The organism is Streptomyces sp. NPDC005281 (assembly GCF_040607495.1).
Classification (GTDB): domain Bacteria; phylum Actinomycetota; class Actinomycetes; order Streptomycetales; family Streptomycetaceae; genus Streptomyces.
Genome location: NZ_JBEXGX010000022.1, coordinates 40,044 through 62,478 on the forward strand (window position 1 = coordinate 40,044; position 22,435 = coordinate 62,478).

Genomic DNA, 22,435 nt, shown 5'->3' on the forward strand with positions numbered 1-22,435 from the left:
CTTTACCCCGCACCGGGCGAAGCTGGAAAAACGGGCGGACAGCGGCCGAAATCCGCAGAAGGGACTGGCCGCATGTCACAGGAAACGGTCACTCCGCGTGGCGGTCACCGGGAACCGAACGCGACACTCCGGGTGCGGCGGGTGACCGACGGCGTGGACGTACTGTGCCTGTCCGGCATCCTCGACACCGAGGGCGCCACCGCACTCGCCCGCGAGCTGGCCTCCCGCCTTCGGGCGACAGTGCCGGAGCAGCGACGCCTCATCCTGGATCTGACGGGCCTGAGGCTGCTGAGCGCGGCCGGCATCCGCGTCCTGGACACCCACACACGCCACCTGTCCGACAACCCGGTTCTGGTGATCGCCGCAACCCCACACGTCCAGGAGATCTTCACCCTCGCGCCCGCTCCCGGTCTGCGCGTCCACCCGACCCTCGACGCGGCCCTGGCAGCACTGCCCGACACCACTCCACACGGTCTACGTGGTCCACGCGGTCTACGCGGGTCCGGCGCAACGGCGGAGGCGGACGAGGACCGGTCGGACGAGGACCGGTCGGACGAGGACCGGTCGGACCAGGAAGCGGACCAAGACCAGTCGGACCAGGAGCAGGACCAGTCGGAAGACGTGCTCGGTCTGCGTGCCAAGGCCCGTACCAGCGCCGTCATCGGAATGGCCCAGGGAATCCTCCTCGAACGCTATGCCCTGGCCGACTTCCAGGCCGCTTTCGAGCTGATGTGCCAAGCCTCCCAGCACCACAACGTGCCGCTGCGCATCCTCGCCTCCGCCGTCGTGACCGCCCCGTCCCCGACCGAACGCTCCCGCGACTGGTTCCCCGGGCGTCTCCGCACTCCCCCGCCCTCCTGGGACCTGCTCGACACCCTGGAGCAAGGGGCATACGACCGGCGCAGGCTCCTGCGCACCTTCGTCGGTGAGGTCGTCACCATCACGTGCGCGGACGGCGCCGAAGTGCACCTGGTCGACCGGGCCCTGCGGGCGCTCGTCCTCGAATCCCACGCGGGGCTCGACGCCGCCTACCGCGATCACGTGGCACACGTCAACGGCACACCCGCCCTGTGCGCGCGGGCCCGCCTTCTCGAACAGCCCGTCCTCGTCGCGGACATCCTGGCCGATGCCGCCCTCGCCACGGCCGATGAAGGCCGCGCCGCCCTGGCCGCCGGCAGCCGCGCCCTGTACGCGGTGCCCGCCCTGGCCCAGGACGGCGCGTGCGTGGGCGTCATCACCGTCCATCACGCCCGGCCCGGGCCCTGGTTGACCCCCGTACAGCGGACGGCACTTCAGACCCTCGCGGACGACCTGGCGCGCTGGCGCTCCTGGTACCGGCGAACGGTCGTCCTGGACGCCCTGGAGTATCTGCACGCCCACGCCTGACACGACGGGCGCTCGGCATCGAGCCTCACCTTGCCGGTGCCGGTGCCTGCGACCCGTGATCCGCGCCACCCTGCCGGCCCGGCGGGCGATTTTCCGTCGTAGACATAGACATGACAGGTCTCTGGTGGTGTCATGCCGTTCGGGACAACCCTTTGCAACGTTAGAAAGGCCGGCTCCCTCATCACCGGCCGCGCCCTGTCCCAGTACCTGAATATCTCCGAACGGCTGTCCGCCGTCCCCCACGCATCGGAGAGCGGATCACATGGTGCATACCGAAGACCCCGGCAGCTCGGGTCCCGGCCGTCGCGCGCTCTTGCGGTGGAGTGGCGCACTGGCCGCAGCCGCGGCCACCGACGGGTTGTTCACCGCGCAGGCTCGGGCCACCACACCTTCCGACGGTCCTCCGGCCCCGTCGCCGAGAGCCCTCGCCGCATCCACGTTCAGCCCCCTGCGCCCGCCCGCGGTCCCGTTGGCCGTGCGCTCGCCCTACCTCTCCACGTGGGTGCCCGCGGACAATCTGGCCGGGACCTGGGCCACCTTCTGGAACGGCCGCGTCACCGCCCTGTGCGGCCTGGCCAGGATCGACGGCACGGCGTACGTCTTCGCAGGATCCCCGGCGCTCCCGGGTGGCCCCACCCTGACCACGATGCAGCAGCTCTCGCTCCAGCTCACCGCCACCCGCTCCATCTACACCCTCAGCGGCGGCGGGGTGACCCTGACCGTCACCTTCTTCTCCCCGGTGGACCTGGGCAACCTCCAGCGCCAGTCGGTGCCGCTCAGCTACGTCACCGTGGAGGCGGCGAGCAACGACGGGCGGGCTCACAGCGTCGACGTGCATGTCGACGTCTCCGGCGAGTGGGTGCACGGCAGCAGCGGCACCCCCATCACCTGGGCGCAGCAGCAGTCCGGCCGGATGACCGTCCTCAGCGCCCAGCCCGCCTCCCCCGCGGTCCTCCAGGAGAACGGCGACCAGGCCGCGTGGGGGCGGCTGGTGCTCGCGGCCCTCACGGGTACGGGCACCAGCTGGCAGATCGGGCAGGACACGGTGGTGCGTGCCGCCTCGGCGAGCGGCGGACGCCTCGCCGACACCGCGGACGGCGACCGGCCCCGGGCGATCGACGACCGCTGGCCGGTACTGGGCTTCAACCGGGACTTCGGCACCGTGGGCCCCGACGCGCCCTCGGCCGCGTTCACCCTTGCCCTCGGCCATGTCCGCACGCCCGCGGTGAGCTACCTCGGCACCCAGCTCCAGCCCTGGTGGACCCGCTACTGGGATTCCTGGGCCGACATGGTCGACTGGTTCGACGCGGATCATGCCGCCGCGTCGGACGCCGCCATCGCCCTCGACCGGCGCATCCATGACGATGCCGTAGCCGCCGCGGGCGGTGGCACCACGGGTGAGCACTACGCCGCGGTGTGCGCCCTGGCGTTGCGTCAGGCGGTGGGCAGTGCCGAACTGGTGGACCGGGGCGGAAAACCTTGGGCGTTCCAGAAGGAGATCTCCTCCAGCGGCAACATGTCGACCGTGGACGTGGTCTATCCGACGTTCCCCGTGTACCTGTACCTCTCCCCCGCCTATCTGCGGATGCTGCTGGAGCCGCTGCTGGACTACCCGGAGCACGGCGGCTGGCCCAACACCTTCGCCGAGCACGACCTGGGCAGGCTCTATCCGAACGCGGACGGCCACAACGACGGCAACGAGGAATCCATGCCGGTCGAGGAGTCGGCCAACATGCTCATCATGGCCGCCGCGGTCGTCCAGCGGCTGCCTGCCGCCGACGCGGCGGACTTCGCCCGCGCGCACTACCCGATCCTGCGCCAGTGGACCGAGTACCTCTCCGCCAACGCTCTGGACCCGGGCTATCAGAACCAGACCGACGACTTCACCGGTTTCATCGCCCACAGCTCCAACCTGGCACTCAAGGGCATCATCGGCATCGGCGCCATGGGCGTCATCGCCACCGCCGCGGGCGACACCGGCGACGCGGCCCGCTACTCCGCACTGGCCCGCGGCTGCGTCAGCCGCTGGACGACCCTCTCCGAGGACTCCTCGGGAAGTCACCTCAAGCTCGCCTACGACCAGGACGGCACCTGGAGTCTGAAGTACAACGGCTTCCCCGACCGGCTGCTCGGCCTGGACCTGGTGCCGCTGGGCACGACCGCACGCGAGGCGTCCTGGTACTCGGCGCACGCCGGGACGTACGGAGTGGTCCTCGACCCGCGCAACGACTACACGAAGGCCGACTGGGAGCTGTGGACGGCGGCCTGGCTCGCCGATCACCCCGCCACCCGTGACACCCTGGTCAACGGCGTGTACGACTTCGCCACCAGCACCGCCCAGCGGGCCCCCTTCACCGACTGGTACGTCGTCGCCACCGCCGACCAGCGGGGCTTCGCCGACCGGGCCGTGGTCGGCGGCGTATTCGCGCTCCTGCTGCCCCCGGCCGCCTCCGGCACCGTCTGGCGGCGGATCCAGAACCGCAACTCGGGAAAGGTGCTGGCCGTCTCCGGGATGTCCCTGGCCGACACCGCCGAAGTCACCCAGTACGCCGACAACGGCACCGCCGACCATCTGTGGACACTGATCGACAACGGCGACGGCAGCGTGCGGATCGTCAACCGCAACAGTGGCAAGGTGCTGGCGGTGCACGACCAGAGCCTGGACGACGGCGCCCATGTGCAGCAGTACCAGGACAACGGCACCCCGGACCACGTCTGGCGGATCGTCGACGACGGCGACGGCTGGTCGAAGATCGTGAACGTCCGCTCGGGGAAGCTGCTCGCCGTCGACGGAATGTCCGGCGCGGACGCCGCCCAGGTCACCCAGTGGCAGGACAACGGCACCGCCGACCACCTGTGGCGGTTCCTGTAGAACCCAGTGCTGTCAGGAGGACCAGCCATGTCCGTGCACACCCTTCCCAGAATCCTGCTGCTGGCGCTGGTCTCGCTGTTGCTCGTGGCGGGCCGGACCGAGGCGATGGGGGCCGCGCCGCAGCCGGTGGCGTCGGCCGCGGTCTGCTCCCTGTACTGCGACACCCTGGACCCGTCGCGGGCCACTCAGGAGACCTTCCCTGTACCCGACGTGAACCTCAACGGCCGGTTGCTGCGACTGCACGTCGACGACGCCGAGGGCATGGCCTGGGCGAGCATCGACCGTGGGACGCCGAATGACGCCGTATGGCTGGACCGCTCCTGGGACGGCGGTGCCACCTGGGAGGGGCTGCTGGGCAAGGCGGCCGTCCCGGCGACGTGGACCGGTACCCGGACCCTGATGTACAACCTCTACGACCCCGGCAACCACCGGCGCGGCCTGCTGCGAGCCTGCGGTGACGCCCAAGGCGTCGCCTGTACGTCGTGGGCGCACACCGCCGTCTGCGCGGCAACCTGCGACGGAGGGGGCGCCGCCCCCGGCGACAGTCGGCCGGTGTCCCCCGCCACCCTCGCCGGACGCACCATCGCCCTGCACACCGACAGTGCCGGGATGGCCTGGGCGACCCTGGCCGGCGGCCGGGCGGGCGACGAGGTGTGGCTGGACCGCTCCTGGGACGGCGGCGCGAGCTGGCCCGACGGATCCTCGCTCGGACGGCTGCCGGTACCCGCCGGGGCGACGGGAACCGGCACCGCGCGCTTCAGCACCACCGATCCGCTGGGCCGCCTCTACGGCGGGGCGGTGCGGGCCTGCGGCCGCGCGGTGGAGGGCCAGAACGGCAGCTGCACCGCCTGGGCCCGGCCGGCGACCACCCGCGCGGCCGCCGCGGCCGACGCGCTCATGTACTCGTACGACCCCACCACGGCCTACTGGCGCTCCAGTTGGTGGAACTCCGCGGTGGCGCTGACCACCGTCATCGACTACCTGCGGCAGAGCGGCGACACCAGGTACACCTGGATCGTCGAGCGGACCTTCCAGATCAACCGGATGGCCTTCCCCGCCGGGGCGCGCAGCTCCGACCCCATAGAGGGGGACTTCATCAGCCGCTCCACCGACGACAGCGAATGGTGGGCACTGGCCTGGATCGACGCCTACGACCTCACCCACGACAGCCGCTATCTCGACGAGGCCGCCACCATCGCGAGCTACGTCAACGGCCTCTGGGACAGCGGCAGTTGCGGCGGCGGGGTGTGGTGGGACCGCGAGCGGACGTACAAGAACGCCATCACCAACACGCTGTACGTCCGTCTCACCGCCGCGCTGCACAACCGGCTGCCCGGTGACACCGTGTGGCTCGGCCGGGCCACCACCGCCTGGAACTGGTTCCTGGGCAGCGGCATGGTCAACGCCTCCAGCCTGGTCAACGACGGGCTCACCAGCGGCTGCGCCAACAACGGCCAGACCGTCTGGAGCTACAACCAGGGGCTCGCGATCGGCGCCGCGGTGGAAATTTGGCGGGCCACGGGCGGTGCCACCGCGCTCGCCACAGGGCGCCGCCTCGCCGACGCCGCTCTCGCCTCCCCCACGCTGGTCAACTCCGGCATTCTCACCGAGTCCTGCGACGCACCGACCTCGGACTGCGACGACAACGCCAAACAGTTCAAGGGGGTCTTCATGCGGTACCTCCAGGACCTGGACTCCGTCACCGGCGACAGCTACCTCGCCTTCGCCACCACTCAGGCCGACAGTGTCTGGACCGCCGACCGCGACAGCCTCAACCGCCTTGGCCAACGCTGGTCAGGCGGCAGCCCCTCCGCACACCCCAACACCCGCGACTGGCGCACCCAGGCGTCCGCCCTGAGCGCGCTGCTGGCGGCGGGCTGACCCCACGTAACCCCTCCGGCCACCGCGAACAGAATGCGGCACGGTAGTCCACGGCGGGGTTCACGACGCCGTGTGGTCCGGGTGCCCGGGGGTGCGGCGCCGTTCCTTCATCTCGGCCTCGTAGACGTGGTCCACGCCGTCGGCCAGGGCGCCCCGGATCTCGGCCTCGACGTCCTTGAACGGCTCGTAGTAGGTGGAGTTGTAGGACTCGACGATCTGGAACGTCCAGTGACCGGGGATGACGTTGCGCCCCAGGATCTCCCGTTCGACGCGGTCGGCCCATTCCGGGTGACCGCTCTCGCGAAGGAGTCCGACGGCACGGTCCAGTTCCAGGTCGGCGCTCCCGGTGAGCTGATGGAAGTCATAGAGCCTGCCCCGGGCGCGTTCCGTCGTCTCCAGCGCCTTCGACAGGGCTCCAAGGGCTTCCACCGTGGTGTCGGAGACTCCGTCGGGGCGCCGGTGGGCCGGGGCGGGGACGTCGTGGTGATCGTTCATGGACTCATGGGTTTCCTGAACGGGGGAATCCTCACCCGCATACGTCCGATCGAGCACGCCGGACGTCACCCACCGCAGCCTCGTAAGGTGTGCGCTTGTGGCCGATGACCCCGTGGTGCCCCCGAACCCTCGCGCCCTCGATCCGCACTCCCTCGGACGCGTGTTCAACGAGGTGCCGGAGCTCTACGACCGCGTCCGGCCGGGATACCCCGACGAGCTGTTCGCGGATCTTGTCGCCGTCACCGGCATGGACGAACGGCCGTCGGTACTGGAGGTGGGCTGCGGTACCGGTCAGGCGACTCGCTCATTGGCAGCGCTCGGATGCACGGTGACCGCCGTCGAGCCTGGCGCGGACATGGCCGCGCTCGCCCGCCGTCGGAGCACCATGTTCCACAACGTCGGGATCGAGACGTCGACGTTCGAGGAGTGGGACGACCGTGGCCGGCGTTTCGATGTTCTCGTGGCCGCGTCGTCGTGGCACTGGGTCGACCCGGGGGTCGGCTGGCAGCGAGCGCACGACGTGCTGCGCCCCGGCGGTTGGATGGCGCTGCTCGGCAACGTCGTTGTCCGTCGGCCGGGAGAGCCTGAGGTATACGCCGAGACCGCCGATCTCCACCAGCGGTTCTGCCCCGGAGACCCGGGCTGGGGCCGTCCGCCGCTGGAAGACGAAGTGCGCACCACCGGCGAGGGGTGGGGCCTGGTCGAGGATCCCGGAGGATTGTTCGGCCCGACGATCGTGCGGTGGTACCCGGCCGTTCAGTGGTTCGACGGGGACGGCTTCGCCGATCTTCTCCGCTCGACGTCGCTGTATCGGAGGCTCGCCCGCGACGTCCGTGAGCCCCTGCTCGACGCCATCGCCGAACGTATCCGCACACGGATGGGCGACCGAGCGTCACGCCGCTATCTGAGCGTCCTCCGTGTCGGACAGCGTTCCAGCTAAGCGGTTCCGACCGGGGGCTCGCCGAAGCGTCGACGAAAATTGTCTCGGGATACCCATGCCCGAACGATCGCCCGAGACTAGGTCTCGTCCTCCATGCGGATCACTCTTCTCAGATCCTCATGGGCCTGGCCGGGTGCGCCTTGCTGCGCTTCCAGCAGCGCCGAGGCGATGGCGTCCAGCTTGCGCTGGATCGCCCGCTCGGACCGCAGCTCGGAATTCTTCAGCAGAGCAAGGAGCAGCAGCGTCACCGCGGTCATCGCCTCGCCGGCGAGGAGGAGCCACTCCGCAGCGAGACCGGCGACGTGAACGGCCACCGTCAGCGAGACGAGCAGGATACAGAACGCGAAGAAGACCGGCGAGCTGGTGAACCTGGACCCGGCCTCGGCGAGCCGCTCGAATCTCCCGCGTTCGTCGCCACCGCGGTCGGCCGGGTGCTGTAGGGCCATGGTCAGTGCTTGGCCCACGTGCGCACGCGCGCCGAAGCCCTCTCCGTCATCTCCTGCGCCTTGCCGCGCAGTTGCTCCCGGCGGCCGGCCCGCTGCACCGACGTGTCGCCCAGCGCCTTCCCGACGGTCTCCTTCACCTTTCCCTTGATCTGCTTGGCCTTCGCGTTGCCCTGGAACATCGTCGTCGCCGTCCTCCGGGTACGCGCCTACGAGACGCGGTGGGTCGCTTTCTTCCTTTCACCGTGTGGCCTCGCAGGCGGCACCGCAAACCGGCCCGCCCCGAAAAGACGAGGAAGGCGTACGGCCACGGACATGGGCGGCCTCGGCGCCCATACACCTAGGCACCTCGAAACAGGAGTCCGGTGCTCACATGTTCTCGACGGCCGTGAGCAGGCGGTCCACCGCCTCGTCAACCGTCGAGCGGGGGCAGCCCAGGTTCACCCGCATATAGCCGTGGCCCTCGATCCCGAACTTCTGCCCCTTGTCCAGCCACAGCCGTGCCCTGGTGAGCATGAACTTGTCCAGTGCCTCCGCGTCCATCCCCAGTCCCCGGCAGTCCATCCACGCCAGATACAGGGAGTCGGCCGGCAGCACCCGCACCTTGGCGGTGGCGGAGTTGACCGCCTGCGCGAAGTGCGCGTGATTGCCTCGCAGGTAGGTGAGCAACTCTTCCAGCCAGGGCTCACCGTGCACGTAGGCCGCTTCGGCTGCGACCATCCCCAGCACGTTGACCAGCGGGAACACGTTGCGCTCGTACTGGCGCGCCAGTTCCTCCCGCAGTCTGGGGTCGGGCACGAAGACGTTGGCGCTCTGCAGACCGGGAAGGTTGAACGTCTTGCTCGGAGCCGTGCAGGTGATGCTGTTCCGTGCGAACTCCTCTCCGAGCGAGGCGAAGGGGATGTGCTTGCGGTCCGGGCCGATGATGAGGTCCTCGTGGATCTCGTCGGAGACGACCAGGACGTCGTGCCGGGCGCAGATCTCGCCCATGGTCCGCAGTTCGTCCTCCGTCCACACGTTCCCGGTGGGGTTGTGCGGGTGGCTGAGGATGAACAGTCTGGTGTCGGGACGAATGGCGGCTTCGAACACCCCGGCGTCGAACCGGTAGCCGTCGTCGGTCCGCTGAAGCGGCGCGAACGCGAGGTGACGCCCGTTCAGCAGAACGTCCTCGTGGAAATGAACGTAGACCGGGGGCTGGATCAGGACCGAATCCCCGGGCGCGGAGAACGCCTGCACAACCGTCTTGAGCGTGGTGATGATTCCGGCGGTCTGCAACACCCACTCGGGCGGCACCTCCCAGCCGAACCGCCTGGCCTGCCAGCCGGTCACGGCGTCGAGGTAGCTGTCGCTCGCGCCACCGGGATACCCGAAGACGCCGTGGTCCACCGCCTGATGGAGCGCGTCGAGCACGGCCTGCGGGGCTTTGAAGTCGGTGTCGGCGACCCACATCGGCAGTGGGTCGGCCGCGGCCTCGTCGGTCGTCAGGAACAGGTGGGCGCGGGCCCACTTCATGGAGTTGCTGTTCCTGCGGTCGACGACGGTGTCGAAGATCGATCCGGCCTCGGCCCGCGAGGGGCTCTGCCGTGCCCGGCCGTGGGGATTGGTGTGAGTTCCCATGACTGGATGCTAGCCAGGACCGCACGCAATTTGTTCGCGACGTTTGCTCCTGATGCCCCTGTCGGCGCTAGCCTTTTACGCATGGACGTCACGGACCGCAAAATTCTTGCCCTTCTCCAGTCGGAGGGCCGAATCACGCTCACCGAGCTGGCCGAGAAGGTCGGGCTCAGCGTGTCCAGGTGCCAGCGACGCGTCCGGGAACTGGAGGCGGCCGGGATCATCCGCGGCTACCGTGCCGTGGTCGACGCGGCGGCCATGGGCTACGGATTCGAGGTCCTGCTCTTCGCGACCCTCAGCCGCCCCGACGCCGTCACCGAATTCGACGCGGCCCTCGCCGACGTTCCCGAAATCATCGAGGCGCAGCGCCTGTTCGGCGAACCCGACTACCTCATCCGCGTGGTCAGTGCCGACCTGCCGTCCTACCAGCGCCTCTACGAATCGGTACTCATGCATCTGCCGGGGGTGCGCGGCCTCAACTCGACCATCGTGATGAAACAGGCCGTCCACCCCCGCCCCCTGCCCGAACACCCCTCACACGAGGCACCTCCGTCGGCCGACCCGGCCTGAGCACGGTCTCGCACCGGCAGGCCGGTACCGTCCGGAAGTACGACCCGGAGGGTGACGGTTGCGACCTGAGAGTTGTCCCGTAACGAGAGTGGCTGTCGACGTGTCAGCTCTGGTCCATGGACTGTGGGTTGATCGGGATGAATGATCCGGGCATGTCCATCGATGAGACGCTCTCCGAAACTGACCTTGACGCGATGGCCGAGCGGGCCGCGACGGCATCGCCGGGGCCATGGGTCCCTTGGCTGGAGACGCGTGGAGCGACAGGCGGCGAGAGCTTCATCCAGGTTGCCTCTGGTGCCGAGCAAGATGATGAGATCTACGTCAAGCCCCGTCGCGGGCACCGGCGGGCGGGCCGATGCCGCCGACCGGGACGGCCCGCGCACCGCCGCGCTACACGCCGACGCCGGAAGCGGGCCCTCTTCCCACACAACGACGACGCCACTCCACCGGTCTCGCCACGCCGTCATCACCGGTGGCGCAGCCACGGCGCGTCAACTGCGCCAACCCGTTCCCGCCCGGCCACCACATAATTCCGCGCACGGCCCCGTCGCTATCCCGTACCGTGTTGGAAGTCGACGCGGGGTGGAGCAGCTCGGTAGCTCGCTGGGCTCATAACCCAGAGGTCGCGTGGTTCAAATCCCGCCCCCGCTACGAAAATCCGGCCCCTCTGCCTCAGTGGCAGAGGGGCCGGAGCATTTTCGGAGTCGAGACGACCGCGCCGTCCGAGATCGGCTTCCAGCTCCCGGCCGTCCGCTCTCGGCCTTCCCTGTGGAAAAGGCCGAGCTGTGGATGAGCTACGACCGCTCGTCGCCAGGGCCTGCGGACTGGTGCTGGGGCGGCGTGGACGCAGCCTGGTGCCGTTGCAGGCAGCGTCAGTCTCGGTACGGGGTCAGGGGCCGTACCGCATCGGCGGTCAATGGCCGACGGGTGCCGGCTCAGGCGCTGGCGTGCGAGTCGGTTCGGTGCGCAGGACTCCCGCGGCGACAGCCGTGGTCACGCACAGCAGGGTCAGCAGGACGAAGGCGTGGTTGAGGGCGACGACGTGGGTCAGCCAGCCGATGACCGCAGGACCGGCAAGCATGCCGACGTAGCCGAGCCCGGCGACGCGGGAGACGTTGGCGCCGGCGGCCGCTGGGTCCGCGTGACCGGCCGCGCTGAACAACTGCGGGACAGTGCCGGACAGGCCCAGACCGAACAGCGCCCAGCCCACGAACGCGGCCCACATCCACGGGCCGAGTGCCACGAGAGTGATGCCGACCGCGGCCATGGACGCGCCGTGGCGCAGGATCGCCATGGAGCCGAACCGGGCGACGAGGCGGTCGGCGAGCAGCCGGCCTATGGTCATGGCCGCCGCGAAAGTGCCGTAGGCGAACGCGGCCGTGCTACCGGGCGCGCCCAAGACGTCCTTCAGGTGCAGGGCGCTCCAGTCGTTGGCGGCGCCCTCGCACAGCATCACCATCAGCGCCAGGACGGCGAGGAGCCGGATGCGTCCCCTGATGCCGCGGGGCGTGACGGCCGGTGATGCCTTGCCCTCCTTGACGGAGTCGGCGTCAGCACCGGAGTCGGAGTCGGCGCCGGAGTCCGAGCGGGAACCGGAGTCCGAACCGGGACTTCCGGCGGCCGGTGCGGACGGCAGCAGGGCGCGTGCGGATGCCAGCGCGATCACGATGCCGACGGCTCCCATGACGGCCATGCTCGCCACCGGGTCCAGGCCCTCGCTCGCGGCACCAGCCGCGACGAGCGCGGCGACCACACCGCCGACGGAGAACGTGGCGTGGAAGCCCGACATGACCGGCCGCCCGTAGGCCTTCTCCACGTGCACCGCGTGGGCGTTCATGCTCACGTCCAGGCAGCCGTTGCAAAACCCGAAGACCAGCAGCGCTCCCGCCAGGGACCACGGGTCCCGGGCAAGACCGGGCAGTATCAGGGCCGCGCCGCACAGCACTCCGCCGGCCGGGACCACGGCCCTTGCGCCGAAGCGGTCGGCCAGGGGGCCAGCCACCCGCATGCCGACGAAGGCACCGAGCCCGAGCAGGACCAGCAGGCCGCCCAGCGTCGCGTGACTGATGCCCACGCGTTCCTCGGCGGCGGGAATGTGCACCACCCAGGCGCCCATCAAGGTGCCGCACAGCACGAAGTAGACATAGGTCGCCACGCGGGCGGCTCGAAGCGATCGTTCCATGCCGCCCACCGTAACGAACAATTTCAATGTTCGAAAGGTCGATAAGTGAACGCGTTGCATGTTCATTGCGAGGTGGTGTTCAATCCCGTTATGAGCAACGCAGACCGGCACGGGCTGATCGCGAAGGCCGTCAGGGACTCCGGCGACGCCACGGTCCAAGAACTCGCGGAGCTGACCGGCGCCTCGGAGATGACCATCAGGCGCGACCTCGACACCCTCGCCGCCCAAGGCGTCCTCGAACGTGTCAGAGGCGGGGCCCGCACCCTGCTGCTCAGGGGCGAGGAGCCCCCTTTCGCGCTGCGCACGAACGAGTCGGTCGACGCCAAGCGCCGGATCGCCGCCGAGGTCTCCACTCTCATCGCCGACGGCGAGAGCGTACTGCTGGACAGCGGCACCACCTGCCTGGAGGTCGCGCGCCTCCTGCGCGAGCGGCCAGTCACGGTGGTGCCGCTGTCGCTCCAGGCCATCCACCTGCTCGGAGAGACACCCGGCCCGGCCACCCTGGTCGTGCCCGGCGGACAGCCCCGCGCCGCCGAGGGAGCCCTCACCGGCCCCCTCACCCTCGCCTCCCTGGCAGCCCTGCGCTTCGACACCGCCGTCATCGGCTGCTGCGGACTGAGCGCGGCCGACGGGCTGACCGCCTACGACCTCGACGACGCCACGGTGAAAAGGGCAGGCATCGCCTCGTCCCGGCGCGTGGTCCTCGCCACGGACGGCAGCAAGCTCGGCCACACCGCCTTCGCCCACGTAGGCCCGTCCACGCTGCTGCACACAATCGTCACCGACGTCACCGCGCCGCCCGACGAGGTGACCGCACTCGAAGACGCCGGCACCGTGGTCAGAACCGTCTGATCACGCGGCCGCCCGGCCCCGCCGGCGAGGGCGACGGCGACGGCGAGGGGGCCAAGTCGCCACCCCGGTAACGAGCCGCGGAGCGATTGACGTCGGGGCGTGTCGGCCTGACGGTTCGGCTGGTGGGTGATCAGCGGGCGATCGGGTGGACGAGTACCAGTTCGGTGCTCGTCCGATGCCGGGTCGCCCGGAGGGCGGAGCGGTCCGAGACCAGTGCGGCGATCGCGGCCTGGGTCTCGGCGAAGTCTTCACGTCTGCCGGTGAAGCGTTGCATCGGGCGCCACTGTGCGGACTCGGCGTTGGCATGCTCCACACAGATCCGCCGGGACGACTGACGTCGCCGCGCCTCGCGCCAGGCGTAGCGATCGCCGAGCGGGGCGTCCTGCTTCGGTTTCTTCGGCGGGGCGCTGACCTGGTCGGGGAACTCGTTGACCAGTCCCCGGTAGCCCGCGTCGATCTCGGCCTTGACCTTGGGACGGAGGCGGGACTGTTCGGCGATGCCTTCGGTGCGCACGGAGGTCTGATCGTGCATTCGACCGGGCCGGGCCGCCCCGGAGAACAGGGTCCGGCCCTGGGCATCGCAGAAGGTGGTGGTCTTGATCGTGTTCTGCTTACGCTTGCCGGACACGAACGCCTTGCGGCCCGGGCGTCCCGTCCGGGGGCGGCGGACCTGTACGTCAGTGCCGTCGATCCGCAGGTCCACGCCTTCCACGTCGGCGTAGGCGAATGGGTCTTCCACGGTGCGCAGTCGCAGGCCGGGGCGGTCGGGGACGGCGAATCCGCGTGCGGCGAGGAGCGGACGGATCTCGCGGACCGCCCCGGAGATGGTGGAGCGGTCCACCGTGTACATCTGGGCCGGCGCGGCGTGGGGCATCCCCAGTCGGAGCACGACCAGGGTGACCGGCACGCGGTCGATGAAGACGAACCGGTGGTCGGGTCCGGCTCCGACGGCGCGCCGCCGACTGCCGCCGCGGCGTTCGTGCAGCACCGACTCGCGCGCGGCCTTCCACGTCGGGGCGAGCTCTTCGATCAGCTCGCCGAGACGTGCGCGACGCCGGACAGGGCAGGATGGGAGCAGGCCGCACGGGCCCAGGCTTGACTCACAACTCGCCCGAATCGTGCGGTCCTTGTTGCGTCACGTCCCCGCTGCGGCGATCTTGCCCGTGGCCTTCCGGGGTTCGGGTCAGTGTTGCCAGGGGAAGGCGGCGAGGTCTGGCTCGACCCAGCCGGTCCGTGCTTCTGCGCTGGCGAGGGTCGTGGGTCGGTAGAAGCGGGCGAGCAGGCGTTTGTTGAGCAGTGCCGCATGGTGCTCGGCGAAGGCTGCGAAGTCATTGACGTCCTGCGCCGCCGCGTGGTGCCCAACCAGTTCGACCCAGGCCTGGCTGACAGTGGCGTTGTACTTCTGGGGTGCCCCCGCGTAGCGGGCGGTGCGCTGAATTCCGTTACTGACCAGGTCGACCGCCTCAGCGGTGCCGTATCGCCGCACAGCGAGCCAGGTGAGTTGGATGTGCTGCCGGTGGCCGAAGTGCTCGGCGGTCGCCATCACCTCGGCCATCAACTCCGAGAAGGCATCTGCATCAATGCCGTGCGACTGGGAGTCCTGGCCGTTCGGTCCGTGATGGGCCGTGGGTGGGCTGGAGGACCTCAGCCCCTTGATCAGCCCGTGCAGGTGAGGCGCCTGCGGGGCGTGGTTGGGCTCGTTCATGAGGAAACCTTCGCCAATGCCTGGAGGACCGTGTGGAAGTTGGCGATGGCCTCGGGTGGCAGCCCCTGGAGCGCACGGTGCTCCAGGTCGGTGATGGCCTGGCGGATTGTGGCGGCGGTCAGATGTCCGGTGGGGGTGAGCTCGATGAGCACCGCGCGCCGGTCTCCGGGACGGGTGCCGCGGGTGATGTGGCCGCGTCGTTCAAGCCGGTCCAGCACACTGGTCAGCGTGGTAGGGCGAGTGCCCACGGCCGCGCCGAGTTCGGACACGGTCCGGCCCCGGCCATCGGCCAGGTTGGCCAGTGCGTTGATCTCGGAGGCAGTCAAGTCCAGGTCGACGAGTTCTGCGGCGAGCACTTGCAGGGTGGCGTGGGTGGCCCGCTGGAGCACGAGGAGGGCCGACCACTCGGATGGCACGGATTCGGACTTCACGATTTCGAACTATACGATTTCGTTGTACATCCTGCAAGCAGGACTCGATCGCGCCCCGATCTCAATCGCTCCCCAGCTCGAAAGCCAATGCGATGTGCGCGGCGCCCGAGGCGTCAGGCGGGAATGCGTACCGTCTCCACCCAGCTCGGCGGCTGTTGTCCGGCGGAGCCGATCAGAGCCGCGATCACGCGGCAGGGCGGCATCTTCTGGGGCCAGGGGGTGAGCCCGTCGGTCAGGACCACGACGATGTTCGGGCGGTCGGGCGTGGCGAGGGCGGCCTCGATACCGACGCGCATGTCCGTACCGCCACCGCCGCCCAGGGTGATCTGTTCGGTGGCCGTCACCCGGGACACGGCCTGTACGTCGGCGTCGCAGGCGAGCACGGTCACGCGGTTGCCCCGGATGCCCACCTCACGCAGGACACCCGTCACCTCCCCGAGGGCGGCGGCCAGTTCGTCGTCACCCATGGAGCCGGACGTGTCGATGACCACGGCCACCCGCGGCAGCGGGCGGCGCAGGCTCGGCATGACGACACCGCGCAGCGCCGGGGTGCGACGAGAAGGACGGCGGTAGGTGTAGTCGACGGCTCCGCCCGCCCAGGCGGCGGCTTCCCGTACGGCGCCGGACAGCGCCTGCCGCCAGTCCACGGTGGGTTCCAGGGTCTCCTCGGCCCAGCGTTGCCAGCCCGCGGGCAGGGAACCGCGGGAGCGCTGGTGGGCGCGCATCGCCTCGGCGGTCTGCCTCCGCAGGGCCTGCGCCTCGACCTCCCCGATCCGTGCCGGCCCGGCGGTCCCCGGCAGCTCCCAGGGACCGGGCCGGCCGTGGGCACCCGAACCGCAGTCCGGTGTACGCACGCTCGGCGGCAGCCGGTCCAGATACACCTCGAACAGCCGGCCCTCGGGAAGGCCGAACAGACGTGGTTCCATGCGACCTTCGGGCAACCGCAGGCCGTCGGCGAGCAGATCGTCGTTGATCTCGCAGTCCTGGGCGACGTTGACGCGGTGCCAGTCCCTCTGGGCGGCAGCGGGGAGCCGCTCCGCCCGGCCGTGGTGGTCGCGCAGCAGGTGCGCCACCTCGTGCACCCACACCCCCGCGAGTTCGGGCACCGGCGTCGCCTCGACGAAGGCCGGGGACACATAGCAGCGCCAATGCCGGTCCACGCCCATCGTGGACAGCTCCGTGCTCGGCACAACGGTCAGGGAATACAACGCGGCCGCCAGATACGGGCGGTCGCTCGCCGCCCGGTAGCGGGCGGCGAGCAGTTTGGTCATGTCCAGGGCACCCCGGGAATCCCCCGTGGTCCCCGCGCGCCTCACCGGCCGCCGCCGGGCAGCGCCCCCGACATCTGGAGCAGGTCCAGGAACCCGTCGATGCCGGGCGGTACGGGCCAGTCGAGGTGCCGCATCGCCGCGAGGTCGGTGGCGGCCCGGGCGGCCACGTCCGGCACGCCCGCGTCCACGGCTTTCGCCAGTACCGTCCAGCCTGCCTCCCAGCGGGGGCGGGTGAGGTCGCTCTGGATGGCGGCGACCACCGCTATGAGGAAGGCCAGTTGCCGGTCGCCGCGTTCGGGCAGGGCGAAGGCGTCCGGGTCGGCGAGCACGCGGTCGGGGTCGGGCAGATCGAGGTGTTCGAGGTACGAGAGCAGCTCCAGGCCCGCTCCGTCCCCGACGGCGCCGGTGAGAGCGGCGGCCAGCGCCTCGCGGCCGGCACCGGCGGCGTATCCGGTGGCGAGCAGCTTGAGTGCCATCTCCCAGGTGCGGGGGGACGGCCAGGACCTGCCCCGGTTCTCGGCGTCCTCGGGAAGGTGGTGGACGAGGCCCGGCCGGGCGGTGAGGAAGCCCGAGATCGCGCCGCGGGCGCGGGCGACGGCGCCGGGCACCTTGGCCGCGCCGACGACCGGCACGGTGACCTCCGGCCAGGTGCCGGCCAGGCCACGGGCGACGGTGCGTGGGTCGTGGGTCCATTGGAGGTGGACGAACCGGTTGGCGAGGGGCGGGCTGAGATGCCAGCCGTCCGCCGCGCTGGAGGGCGGGTTGGCGGCGGCGACGATACGTACCGCCTCCGGCAGGACCAGGCTCCCCACGCGTCGTTCGAGCACCACGCGCAGCAGCGCCGCCTGCACGGCGGGCGGCGCCGAGGAGAGTTCGTCGAAGAAGAGCAGACCCTGTCCGGCTCGCGCGAGGCGGACCGCCCAGTCGGGCGGGGCCATCGGGACTCCGGTCGTGGCCGGGTCGTCACCGACGATGGGCAGTCCGGCGAAGTCGGAGGGTTCGTGCACGCTGGCGATGACGGTCTCCAGCGGCAGGCCGAGTCCGGCGGCGAGCTGCTCCAGGGCGGCGGACTTGCCGATGCCCGGTTCTCCCCACAGCAGCACGGGCTGGTTGGCCGTCACGGCGAGGGCGAGCGCCTCCAGCTGCGGGTTCGCGGCAGGTTCGGTACGGCATGTGCGCAGCCTGCGGTTGAGGTCGTCCGCGGCGGCCAGCGGGCCGGCCGACGGCGCGCCGGGGACGGAGCCGTTGGTACTCAAAGGGGCAGGCTCTCCTCGTCGTCCGGCATGTCCGGATCTTCGTCGGGCTCGTCCGGGTCGTCATCCGGAACGTCCCGGTCGTCGTCCGGCACGTCTAGCTCGTCGTCGGGCAGGTCGGGTTCGTCGTCGGGCTCGTCGTCGTCGGCGTAGTGCTCCGCCTGCTCCTCCATCCACTCGTCCCACCACTCGGAGCCGATGCCGGGGTGCTCCGCCTGGACGCGCTTCTGGAGGAAGCCCAGGTCGGACCGCTTGTAGCGGCGGACGGTCTGGGCCAGCGACAGCTCGCTCTGGTCGATCACGTCGAGCCGTGCGCCGGCGGCGACCAGCGCCTCCACCAGCGCCTTCGAACCGAGGTCGTTGGCCGCCACGTACAGCGGTGTGCGTTCCCGCTGGTCGCGGGCCTCGATGTCCACTCCCTCCGCCAGCAGCCGCGGCAGGAGCGTCTCGTGGTCGAGGAGGTTCAGCGCATGCAGCAGTGTCCGGCCGCTGGCGTCCCGCACGCGGGGGTCGACACCGGCGTCGAGGAGTTCCAGTACGCCGGGGGTGTCGCCGTGCTGGGCGCGCAGGAACAGTTCGTTGCGCTGCGCCCGCAGCGCCTTGGGCAGCCGGCCGCCTCCGGTGGTCCACGTCTGCTGTACGGCGAAGCATCCGGCGACGGCACCGCCGAAGGCGCGCAGGGCGCGTTCACGCTGCTGTTCCTCGTCGGTGTGCGGCATGCCCAGGACGCCGCCGGGACGGAAGGCGACCTCGTGCCACTCGCCACGGCACCTGACCCGCACCGGTGCGGGAGGCGTCGGCCCGGGTGGCCCGGCCGGTCCCGCCGGGACGGGGAGTGCGGGAAACAGCGCCTCGCGGACGAGGGGATGCAGGTGTTCCGCCGCGACGCCCCCGGCGCGCAGGAGGTCGAGGTCGGGCAGTCTGCGCCACAGGGCCTCGGCGAGAAGGGGCTCGCCCTTGACCTCGTCCCGGTCGACAGCTCGTACCAGCAGTCCGCCCCCGTCGGCGGGTTCGAGCAGGATGTGGGTCCGCCAGTGCACGGCGATGACGAAGCGGTCGCTGGCGCCCTCGGCGATCTGGCGGCGGATCTCCGGCTCCAGGCGGGTGTGGGCGAGCGCGGTCCCGCCCAGGAATTCCCCCAGGCCGGCCTGGAACCGGCGCGACTTCTGCGCGCGTGTCAGGTCCGCCTCGATGCCTACGGCGGCGAAGGCGGCCTGGATCTCGCCCTTCTGGTGCAGCAGCGTGGCCCACTCGGCCAGCGCCGTCGGGTCACCTGGGCCGGGTTCGCTGGTGGGGAGTTCGTCCGCGCCGAGCGGGGTGGCGTCGACGTGGAGGAACGGTGGCCTGTCCGTGCCGCCGCTGCGTTCGAGCAGTTCGGCGGTGTGCCGTGCGTCCCACAGGTGCCGTGCGGAACGCCAGTCGTCGGTGCTCGGCCCGAAGACTCCCGCGGCCCGCTCGTCCTCCACCGGGCCGAACCGCAGGGTGACGCGCTGCGGTCCGGCGATCATCGCGGGCGTGGTGATGTGCAGGTAGCACGTGGTCAGGCGGTCCTCGTCGGCCGTCTTCGGACGGTAGCGCGCGAGCACGATCGTCCGGTCAGTGGCGAGGGTGGTCTGCCCCCCGAGTGTGCGCGGCAGATGCCAGCGCAGCAGGTCGGGGGCGAAATGACGGAGGTCGTTCTCCAGAGCCGCGGCGACGTCGTCGCCGCAGTGGCCCGCGACCTCGGACAGGTCGAAGGCGATGTCGACGTTCGCCGCCGCGCAGGCCCCGCGCCAGTCACCGGCCAGGCGGCAGGCGGTCGCGCGGTCGATCATCCAGCGGGGCACCGCGTACCGGCGGATCCGGCGCAGGCTCGACGCCTCGTCCGGGGGGAAGCACCGGAGTTCGCCACGGGAGCTCAACGGTAGACACTCCCAATCGCGCGCAGGTCGGGGTGGGCCCTGCCGACGGGCCGCAGACGCCGGGTGAACGACCGCTTCACCTTGCGCGGCAGGCCGGGCCCCAGACCGACGTACTCCAGGGCTGACTCGTCGGGCAGCGCGGCCAGCAGGGTCTTCGCGCCCCGGCCGGTCAGGCCGGTGTGGCACAGTTCCAGCCGGCGCAGCGGGCTGCCGGGCAGGGCGGCGGCCAGCGCGTGGGCGCCTTCGTCGCCGGTGGTGTTGGCGGGTGCGCCGAGGCTGCGTGCCGACAGCGGCCGGCCGAGGTCGAGTGCCTCGATCCCGGCGAGGGAGTCGGCGAGGGCCCGGGCACCGGCGGGGCCGATGCCGTTGCCACCGAGGCCGAGGCGCACGGGACGCGCGGGGTCGGCGGCGGCCGCGAGGATCGCGGCGCCCTCGTCTCCGAGGTGGTTGGCGGGGAGGTACAGCTCGCGCACGCCTGCCTCACGGATCAGCGTCGCGAGAAGCGGGGCGGCCTCCGCGGTCAGGCCGTTGCCGCCGAGGAAGAGCCGTTCCACCGGGCTGGGCCGACCGGTGAGGGTCTCGCACAGGGCGCGCAGACCGTCGGTGGTCAGACCCGTGTTGACCAGGTCGAGGGTGCGCAGCGTGGTGTTGCGGCGGAGCATGGCGGCGAGTGCGCGGGCGCCGTGATCGCCCACCGGGTTGCGCTTGAGCCACAGGGCCTGGACGGTGCCGTCCGTCGTCAGCGTGTCGGCCAGCGCGGTGACACCCTCGGGGCCGATGCGGTTGCAGCCGAGGTAGAGCGTGTGCAGACCGTGGCCGTCGGCGAGCGCGTCGGCGACCCAGCGGGCTCCCTCGTCGCCGATGGCGTTGGTGCCCAGCAGGACGTGCGTGGCGTGCGGGGACGCGGCCGCCACGGGCATCAGCCGGGCGGCGCCGCCCGCGCCGAGGCCCTGCTTGCACAGGTCGACACGCCCGTCCGCACGTACGGTGCCGAGCGGGAAGCTCTCGTCGGCCTCGACCGGCCGCGCGGACCGCAGCCGGGCGAGCAACGGCTCCAGCGCGGCGGGTTCGCTGATCGGGATGTCGGGGTGCTCGATCGCGGGGCAGCGTACGGGCGTCGGCTGCGTCATCACTACTCCACCGGTCCATCGCCGGTGCCCGGCGCGCCGAGGGCGGCATCGCCCTCCGCCCGCCCAGGCTGAACCGACGCCAATCGACATTCCTCTACGACGAAGGTGGCAAGACCGGCCGGATTCGAACCGACGTCCTCCAGCTCGATGCTTGGGCGCGACGACCTCTGCGCTACAGCCTTGCCACGTTGATCATAGCGCCATTCGTATCCGCGTTCGGACGTTACGGCAGCACGGGGTGCCGGGCTTCGGCGACGTCGAAGCCCCGTCCTCGGGGCGCTTGTTGCCCGGCTGTCCATGGGCGGGACGCATCGGACCGCTTTCGTCCTCGGCACGGCCCGAGTCGGCGCCATCGAGGACGAACTCCACGAGACGAAGCATCCCTTGGCTCGCAACGTCGTCCCGCACCGCTCCAGCGCGGAATCGGCGACCGTACCCGGTCCACCCACGGCACAACGACTTCTAGACAACGTCGAATTCATTGCCTTCGGGGTCCGTCAGTTGGACGGCGTAGTGCCCCATGTCAGGCTTGTCCGCGATCCGCAGCACGACGGCTCCGGCTTCGACCAGTCTCTCCACTTCTGTGGAGACCCGCTCTGTACGCACCGCCAACGGGACGTCGCGCCCGCCGCCGACCTTCAGGTCGAAGTGAATGCGGTTCTTCGTGGCCTTGGGCTCCGGAACCTTCTGGAACCACACCCGGGGTCCTCGCCCTTCGGGATCGACGATCGACTCCGGGGTGTCACCCGCGCCTTCGGGCAGCTCCTCGTCGGGCACCCCCATGCCTGCCCAGTACTCCCGCCACGTGGCATGGCCGCCCGGCGGGGGTTCGGGAACGTATCCCAGGGCCTCGCACCAGAACGCCACCTGCCTCCGCGGGTCGGCACAGTCGATCGTCAGTTGCAGTGTCATCTCCATAACCAGAGCCTGACAGACGGGTCTGACATTCAGAGCGACGCCAACCAGGCCGCGGTGTCCTTGGGATGGTCGAGGCGGAGGGTGTCGAGAGGAGCGAAGCGGCCATCGTCGACGCGGCGCTGGATGTCGCGGTGGCGGGCTCCGTGTTGGGACCAGGCCCACCAGGCAGGGTGTTCCCGGCTCAGCCAGGCTTTCCAGGTTTCCCTGTTCCCGCCGAACAGGGACTCGCGCGTGACGGTGCGTTTCAAGGAACGGCGCAGGACTCGGAGCATGATCACGCGCCTTGGGTAGTCCAGCCAGATCACCGTGTCGGCCCGCTCCCACAGCAGGTCACGGACCGCCGGGTAGCCGAGCGAGTCGATGATCCAGCACGGCTCGGCGGTGAGGGTTGAGACGTCGTCGGTCAGTTTGTCGTTGACGGACCAGTCGGGGCCGTTGAAGTAGAGCGCGTCCATCTCGTGGTACGGCAGGCCGAGATACCCGCTCAAGGCTTGCGCGAGCGTGGATTTGCCCGCGCCGGTGACTCCCACCACCAAGATCCGTTCCACGGCCGCACCCTACTCTCGCGGCCCAGAGAAGAGCTCGCGCGTC

20 protein-coding genes and 2 tRNA genes are annotated in these 22,435 nt (G+C 70.6%); 7 read left to right on the plus strand and 15 right to left on the minus strand.

Annotated features, from left to right (window positions below):
* Positions 1-72 precede the first annotated feature (72 nt).
* The 3 genes from ABZV42_RS27880 to ABZV42_RS27890 all read left to right on the plus strand — a co-directional run bounded on the left by ABZV42_RS27880 (position 73) and on the right by ABZV42_RS27890 (position 6,139).
* Positions 73-1,386 carry a GAF domain-containing protein gene (locus ABZV42_RS27880; RefSeq protein WP_356054099.1) on the plus strand — a complete coding sequence of 438 codons (1,314 nt, stop codon included), beginning with the start codon at positions 73-75 and terminating at the stop codon, positions 1,384-1,386.
* 262 nt (positions 1,387-1,648) lie between these two features.
* The gene (locus tag ABZV42_RS27885) at positions 1,649-4,258 is read left to right on the plus strand and encodes a DUF5127 domain-containing protein (RefSeq protein ID WP_356054101.1); all 2,610 of its coding nucleotides are present in this window, start codon (positions 1,649-1,651) and stop codon (positions 4,256-4,258) included.
* Between the two features lie 27 nt (positions 4,259-4,285).
* Positions 4,286-6,139 (plus strand): glycoside hydrolase family 76 protein, encoded by a 1,854-nt coding sequence (locus ABZV42_RS27890; protein ID WP_355985954.1) that lies wholly within the window; start codon positions 4,286-4,288, stop codon positions 6,137-6,139.
* Positions 6,140-6,199: 60 nt separating this feature from the next.
* Here ABZV42_RS27890 and ABZV42_RS27895 read toward each other — a convergent pair whose 3' ends face one another.
* Positions 6,200-6,634 carry a hypothetical protein gene (locus tag ABZV42_RS27895; protein ID WP_355985956.1) on the minus strand — a complete coding sequence of 145 codons (435 nt, stop codon included), beginning with the start codon at positions 6,632-6,634 and terminating at the stop codon, positions 6,200-6,202.
* A 97-nt stretch (positions 6,635-6,731) separates the two neighbouring features.
* Here ABZV42_RS27895 and ABZV42_RS27900 point away from each other — a divergent pair, with 97 nt between their 5' ends.
* Positions 6,732-7,574, plus strand: a complete 843-nt coding sequence (locus ABZV42_RS27900; protein WP_356054103.1) for a methyltransferase domain-containing protein — start codon at positions 6,732-6,734, stop codon at positions 7,572-7,574.
* 77 nt (positions 7,575-7,651) lie between these two features.
* Here ABZV42_RS27900 and ABZV42_RS27905 read toward each other — a convergent pair whose 3' ends face one another.
* The 3 genes from ABZV42_RS27905 to ABZV42_RS27915 all read right to left on the minus strand — a co-directional run bounded on the left by ABZV42_RS27905 (position 7,652) and on the right by ABZV42_RS27915 (position 9,634).
* On the minus strand, positions 7,652-8,020 hold the full coding sequence (locus ABZV42_RS27905) for a low affinity iron permease family protein (protein ID WP_355985959.1): 369 nt from the start codon (positions 8,018-8,020) through the stop codon (positions 7,652-7,654).
* 2 nt (positions 8,021-8,022) lie between these two features.
* Positions 8,023-8,199 (minus strand): CsbD family protein, encoded by a 177-nt coding sequence (locus tag ABZV42_RS27910; RefSeq protein WP_355985961.1) that lies wholly within the window; start codon positions 8,197-8,199, stop codon positions 8,023-8,025.
* Between the two features lie 187 nt (positions 8,200-8,386).
* Positions 8,387-9,634 carry a MalY/PatB family protein gene (locus ABZV42_RS27915; RefSeq protein ID WP_356054105.1) on the minus strand — a complete coding sequence of 416 codons (1,248 nt, stop codon included), beginning with the start codon at positions 9,632-9,634 and terminating at the stop codon, positions 8,387-8,389.
* 81 nt (positions 9,635-9,715) lie between these two features.
* On the opposite strand from ABZV42_RS27915, the gene ABZV42_RS27920 reads away from it, so the two are divergent.
* Positions 9,716-10,201, plus strand: coding sequence for an Lrp/AsnC family transcriptional regulator (locus ABZV42_RS27920; RefSeq protein ID WP_356054107.1), 486 nt, complete (start codon positions 9,716-9,718; stop codon positions 10,199-10,201).
* Positions 10,202-10,777: 576 nt separating this feature from the next.
* Positions 10,778-10,852, plus strand: a tRNA-Met gene (locus tag ABZV42_RS27925).
* A 262-nt stretch (positions 10,853-11,114) separates the two neighbouring features.
* Here the strand turns inward: ABZV42_RS27925 and ABZV42_RS27930 are convergent.
* A complete protein-coding gene (locus ABZV42_RS27930; protein ID WP_356054110.1) occupies positions 11,115-12,383 on the minus strand; it encodes an MFS transporter in 1,269 nt (422 codons plus the stop codon).
* A 90-nt stretch (positions 12,384-12,473) separates the two neighbouring features.
* Here ABZV42_RS27930 and ABZV42_RS27935 point away from each other — a divergent pair, with 90 nt between their 5' ends.
* Positions 12,474-13,235, plus strand: a complete 762-nt coding sequence (locus ABZV42_RS27935) for a DeoR/GlpR family DNA-binding transcription regulator (protein WP_355985970.1) — start codon at positions 12,474-12,476, stop codon at positions 13,233-13,235.
* Positions 13,236-13,365: 130 nt separating this feature from the next.
* Here the strand turns inward: ABZV42_RS27935 and ABZV42_RS27940 are convergent, their stop codons facing one another.
* The 10 genes from ABZV42_RS27940 to ABZV42_RS27985 all read right to left on the minus strand — a co-directional run bounded on the left by ABZV42_RS27940 (position 13,366) and on the right by ABZV42_RS27985 (position 22,392).
* Positions 13,366-14,223 (minus strand): transposase family protein, encoded by an 858-nt coding sequence (locus ABZV42_RS27940; RefSeq protein WP_356054112.1) that lies wholly within the window; start codon positions 14,221-14,223, stop codon positions 13,366-13,368.
* 195 nt (positions 14,224-14,418) lie between these two features.
* Positions 14,419-14,940, minus strand: coding sequence for a hypothetical protein (locus ABZV42_RS27945; protein WP_355985973.1), 522 nt, complete (start codon positions 14,938-14,940; stop codon positions 14,419-14,421).
* Entirely contained in the window at positions 14,937-15,371 is a 435-nt protein-coding gene (locus ABZV42_RS27950; RefSeq protein ID WP_355985975.1) for a MarR family transcriptional regulator, read from the minus strand. The genes ABZV42_RS27945 and ABZV42_RS27950 overlap by 4 nt, the downstream gene beginning before the upstream one ends.
* 113 nt (positions 15,372-15,484) lie before the next feature.
* Complete coding sequence (locus ABZV42_RS27955; RefSeq protein ID WP_355985978.1) at positions 15,485-16,642, minus strand: VWA-like domain-containing protein; 1,158 nt, start codon at positions 16,640-16,642, stop codon at positions 15,485-15,487.
* A gap of 41 nt (positions 16,643-16,683) precedes the next feature.
* Entirely contained in the window at positions 16,684-17,898 is a 1,215-nt protein-coding gene (locus ABZV42_RS27960; RefSeq protein WP_356054114.1) for an AAA family ATPase, read from the minus strand.
* Positions 17,895-19,796, minus strand: a complete 1,902-nt coding sequence (locus tag ABZV42_RS27965; RefSeq protein WP_356054116.1) for an ankyrin repeat domain-containing protein — start codon at positions 19,794-19,796, stop codon at positions 17,895-17,897. The genes ABZV42_RS27960 and ABZV42_RS27965 overlap by 4 nt, the downstream gene beginning before the upstream one ends.
* The gene (locus tag ABZV42_RS27970) at positions 19,793-20,926 is read right to left on the minus strand and encodes a gala protein (RefSeq protein ID WP_355985984.1); all 1,134 of its coding nucleotides are present in this window, start codon (positions 20,924-20,926) and stop codon (positions 19,793-19,795) included. Before ABZV42_RS27970 ends, ABZV42_RS27965 begins: the two co-directional genes overlap by 4 nt.
* Before the next feature lie 106 nt (positions 20,927-21,032).
* Positions 21,033-21,108: transfer RNA gene (locus tag ABZV42_RS27975), tRNA-Arg, on the minus strand.
* 280 nt (positions 21,109-21,388) lie between these two features.
* Entirely contained in the window at positions 21,389-21,844 is a 456-nt protein-coding gene (locus tag ABZV42_RS27980; RefSeq protein WP_355985986.1) for a VOC family protein, read from the minus strand.
* A 29-nt stretch (positions 21,845-21,873) separates the two neighbouring features.
* Positions 21,874-22,392 carry an adenylate kinase gene (locus tag ABZV42_RS27985; RefSeq protein ID WP_355985988.1) on the minus strand — a complete coding sequence of 173 codons (519 nt, stop codon included), beginning with the start codon at positions 22,390-22,392 and terminating at the stop codon, positions 21,874-21,876.
* Positions 22,393-22,435: the final 43 nt, after the last annotated feature.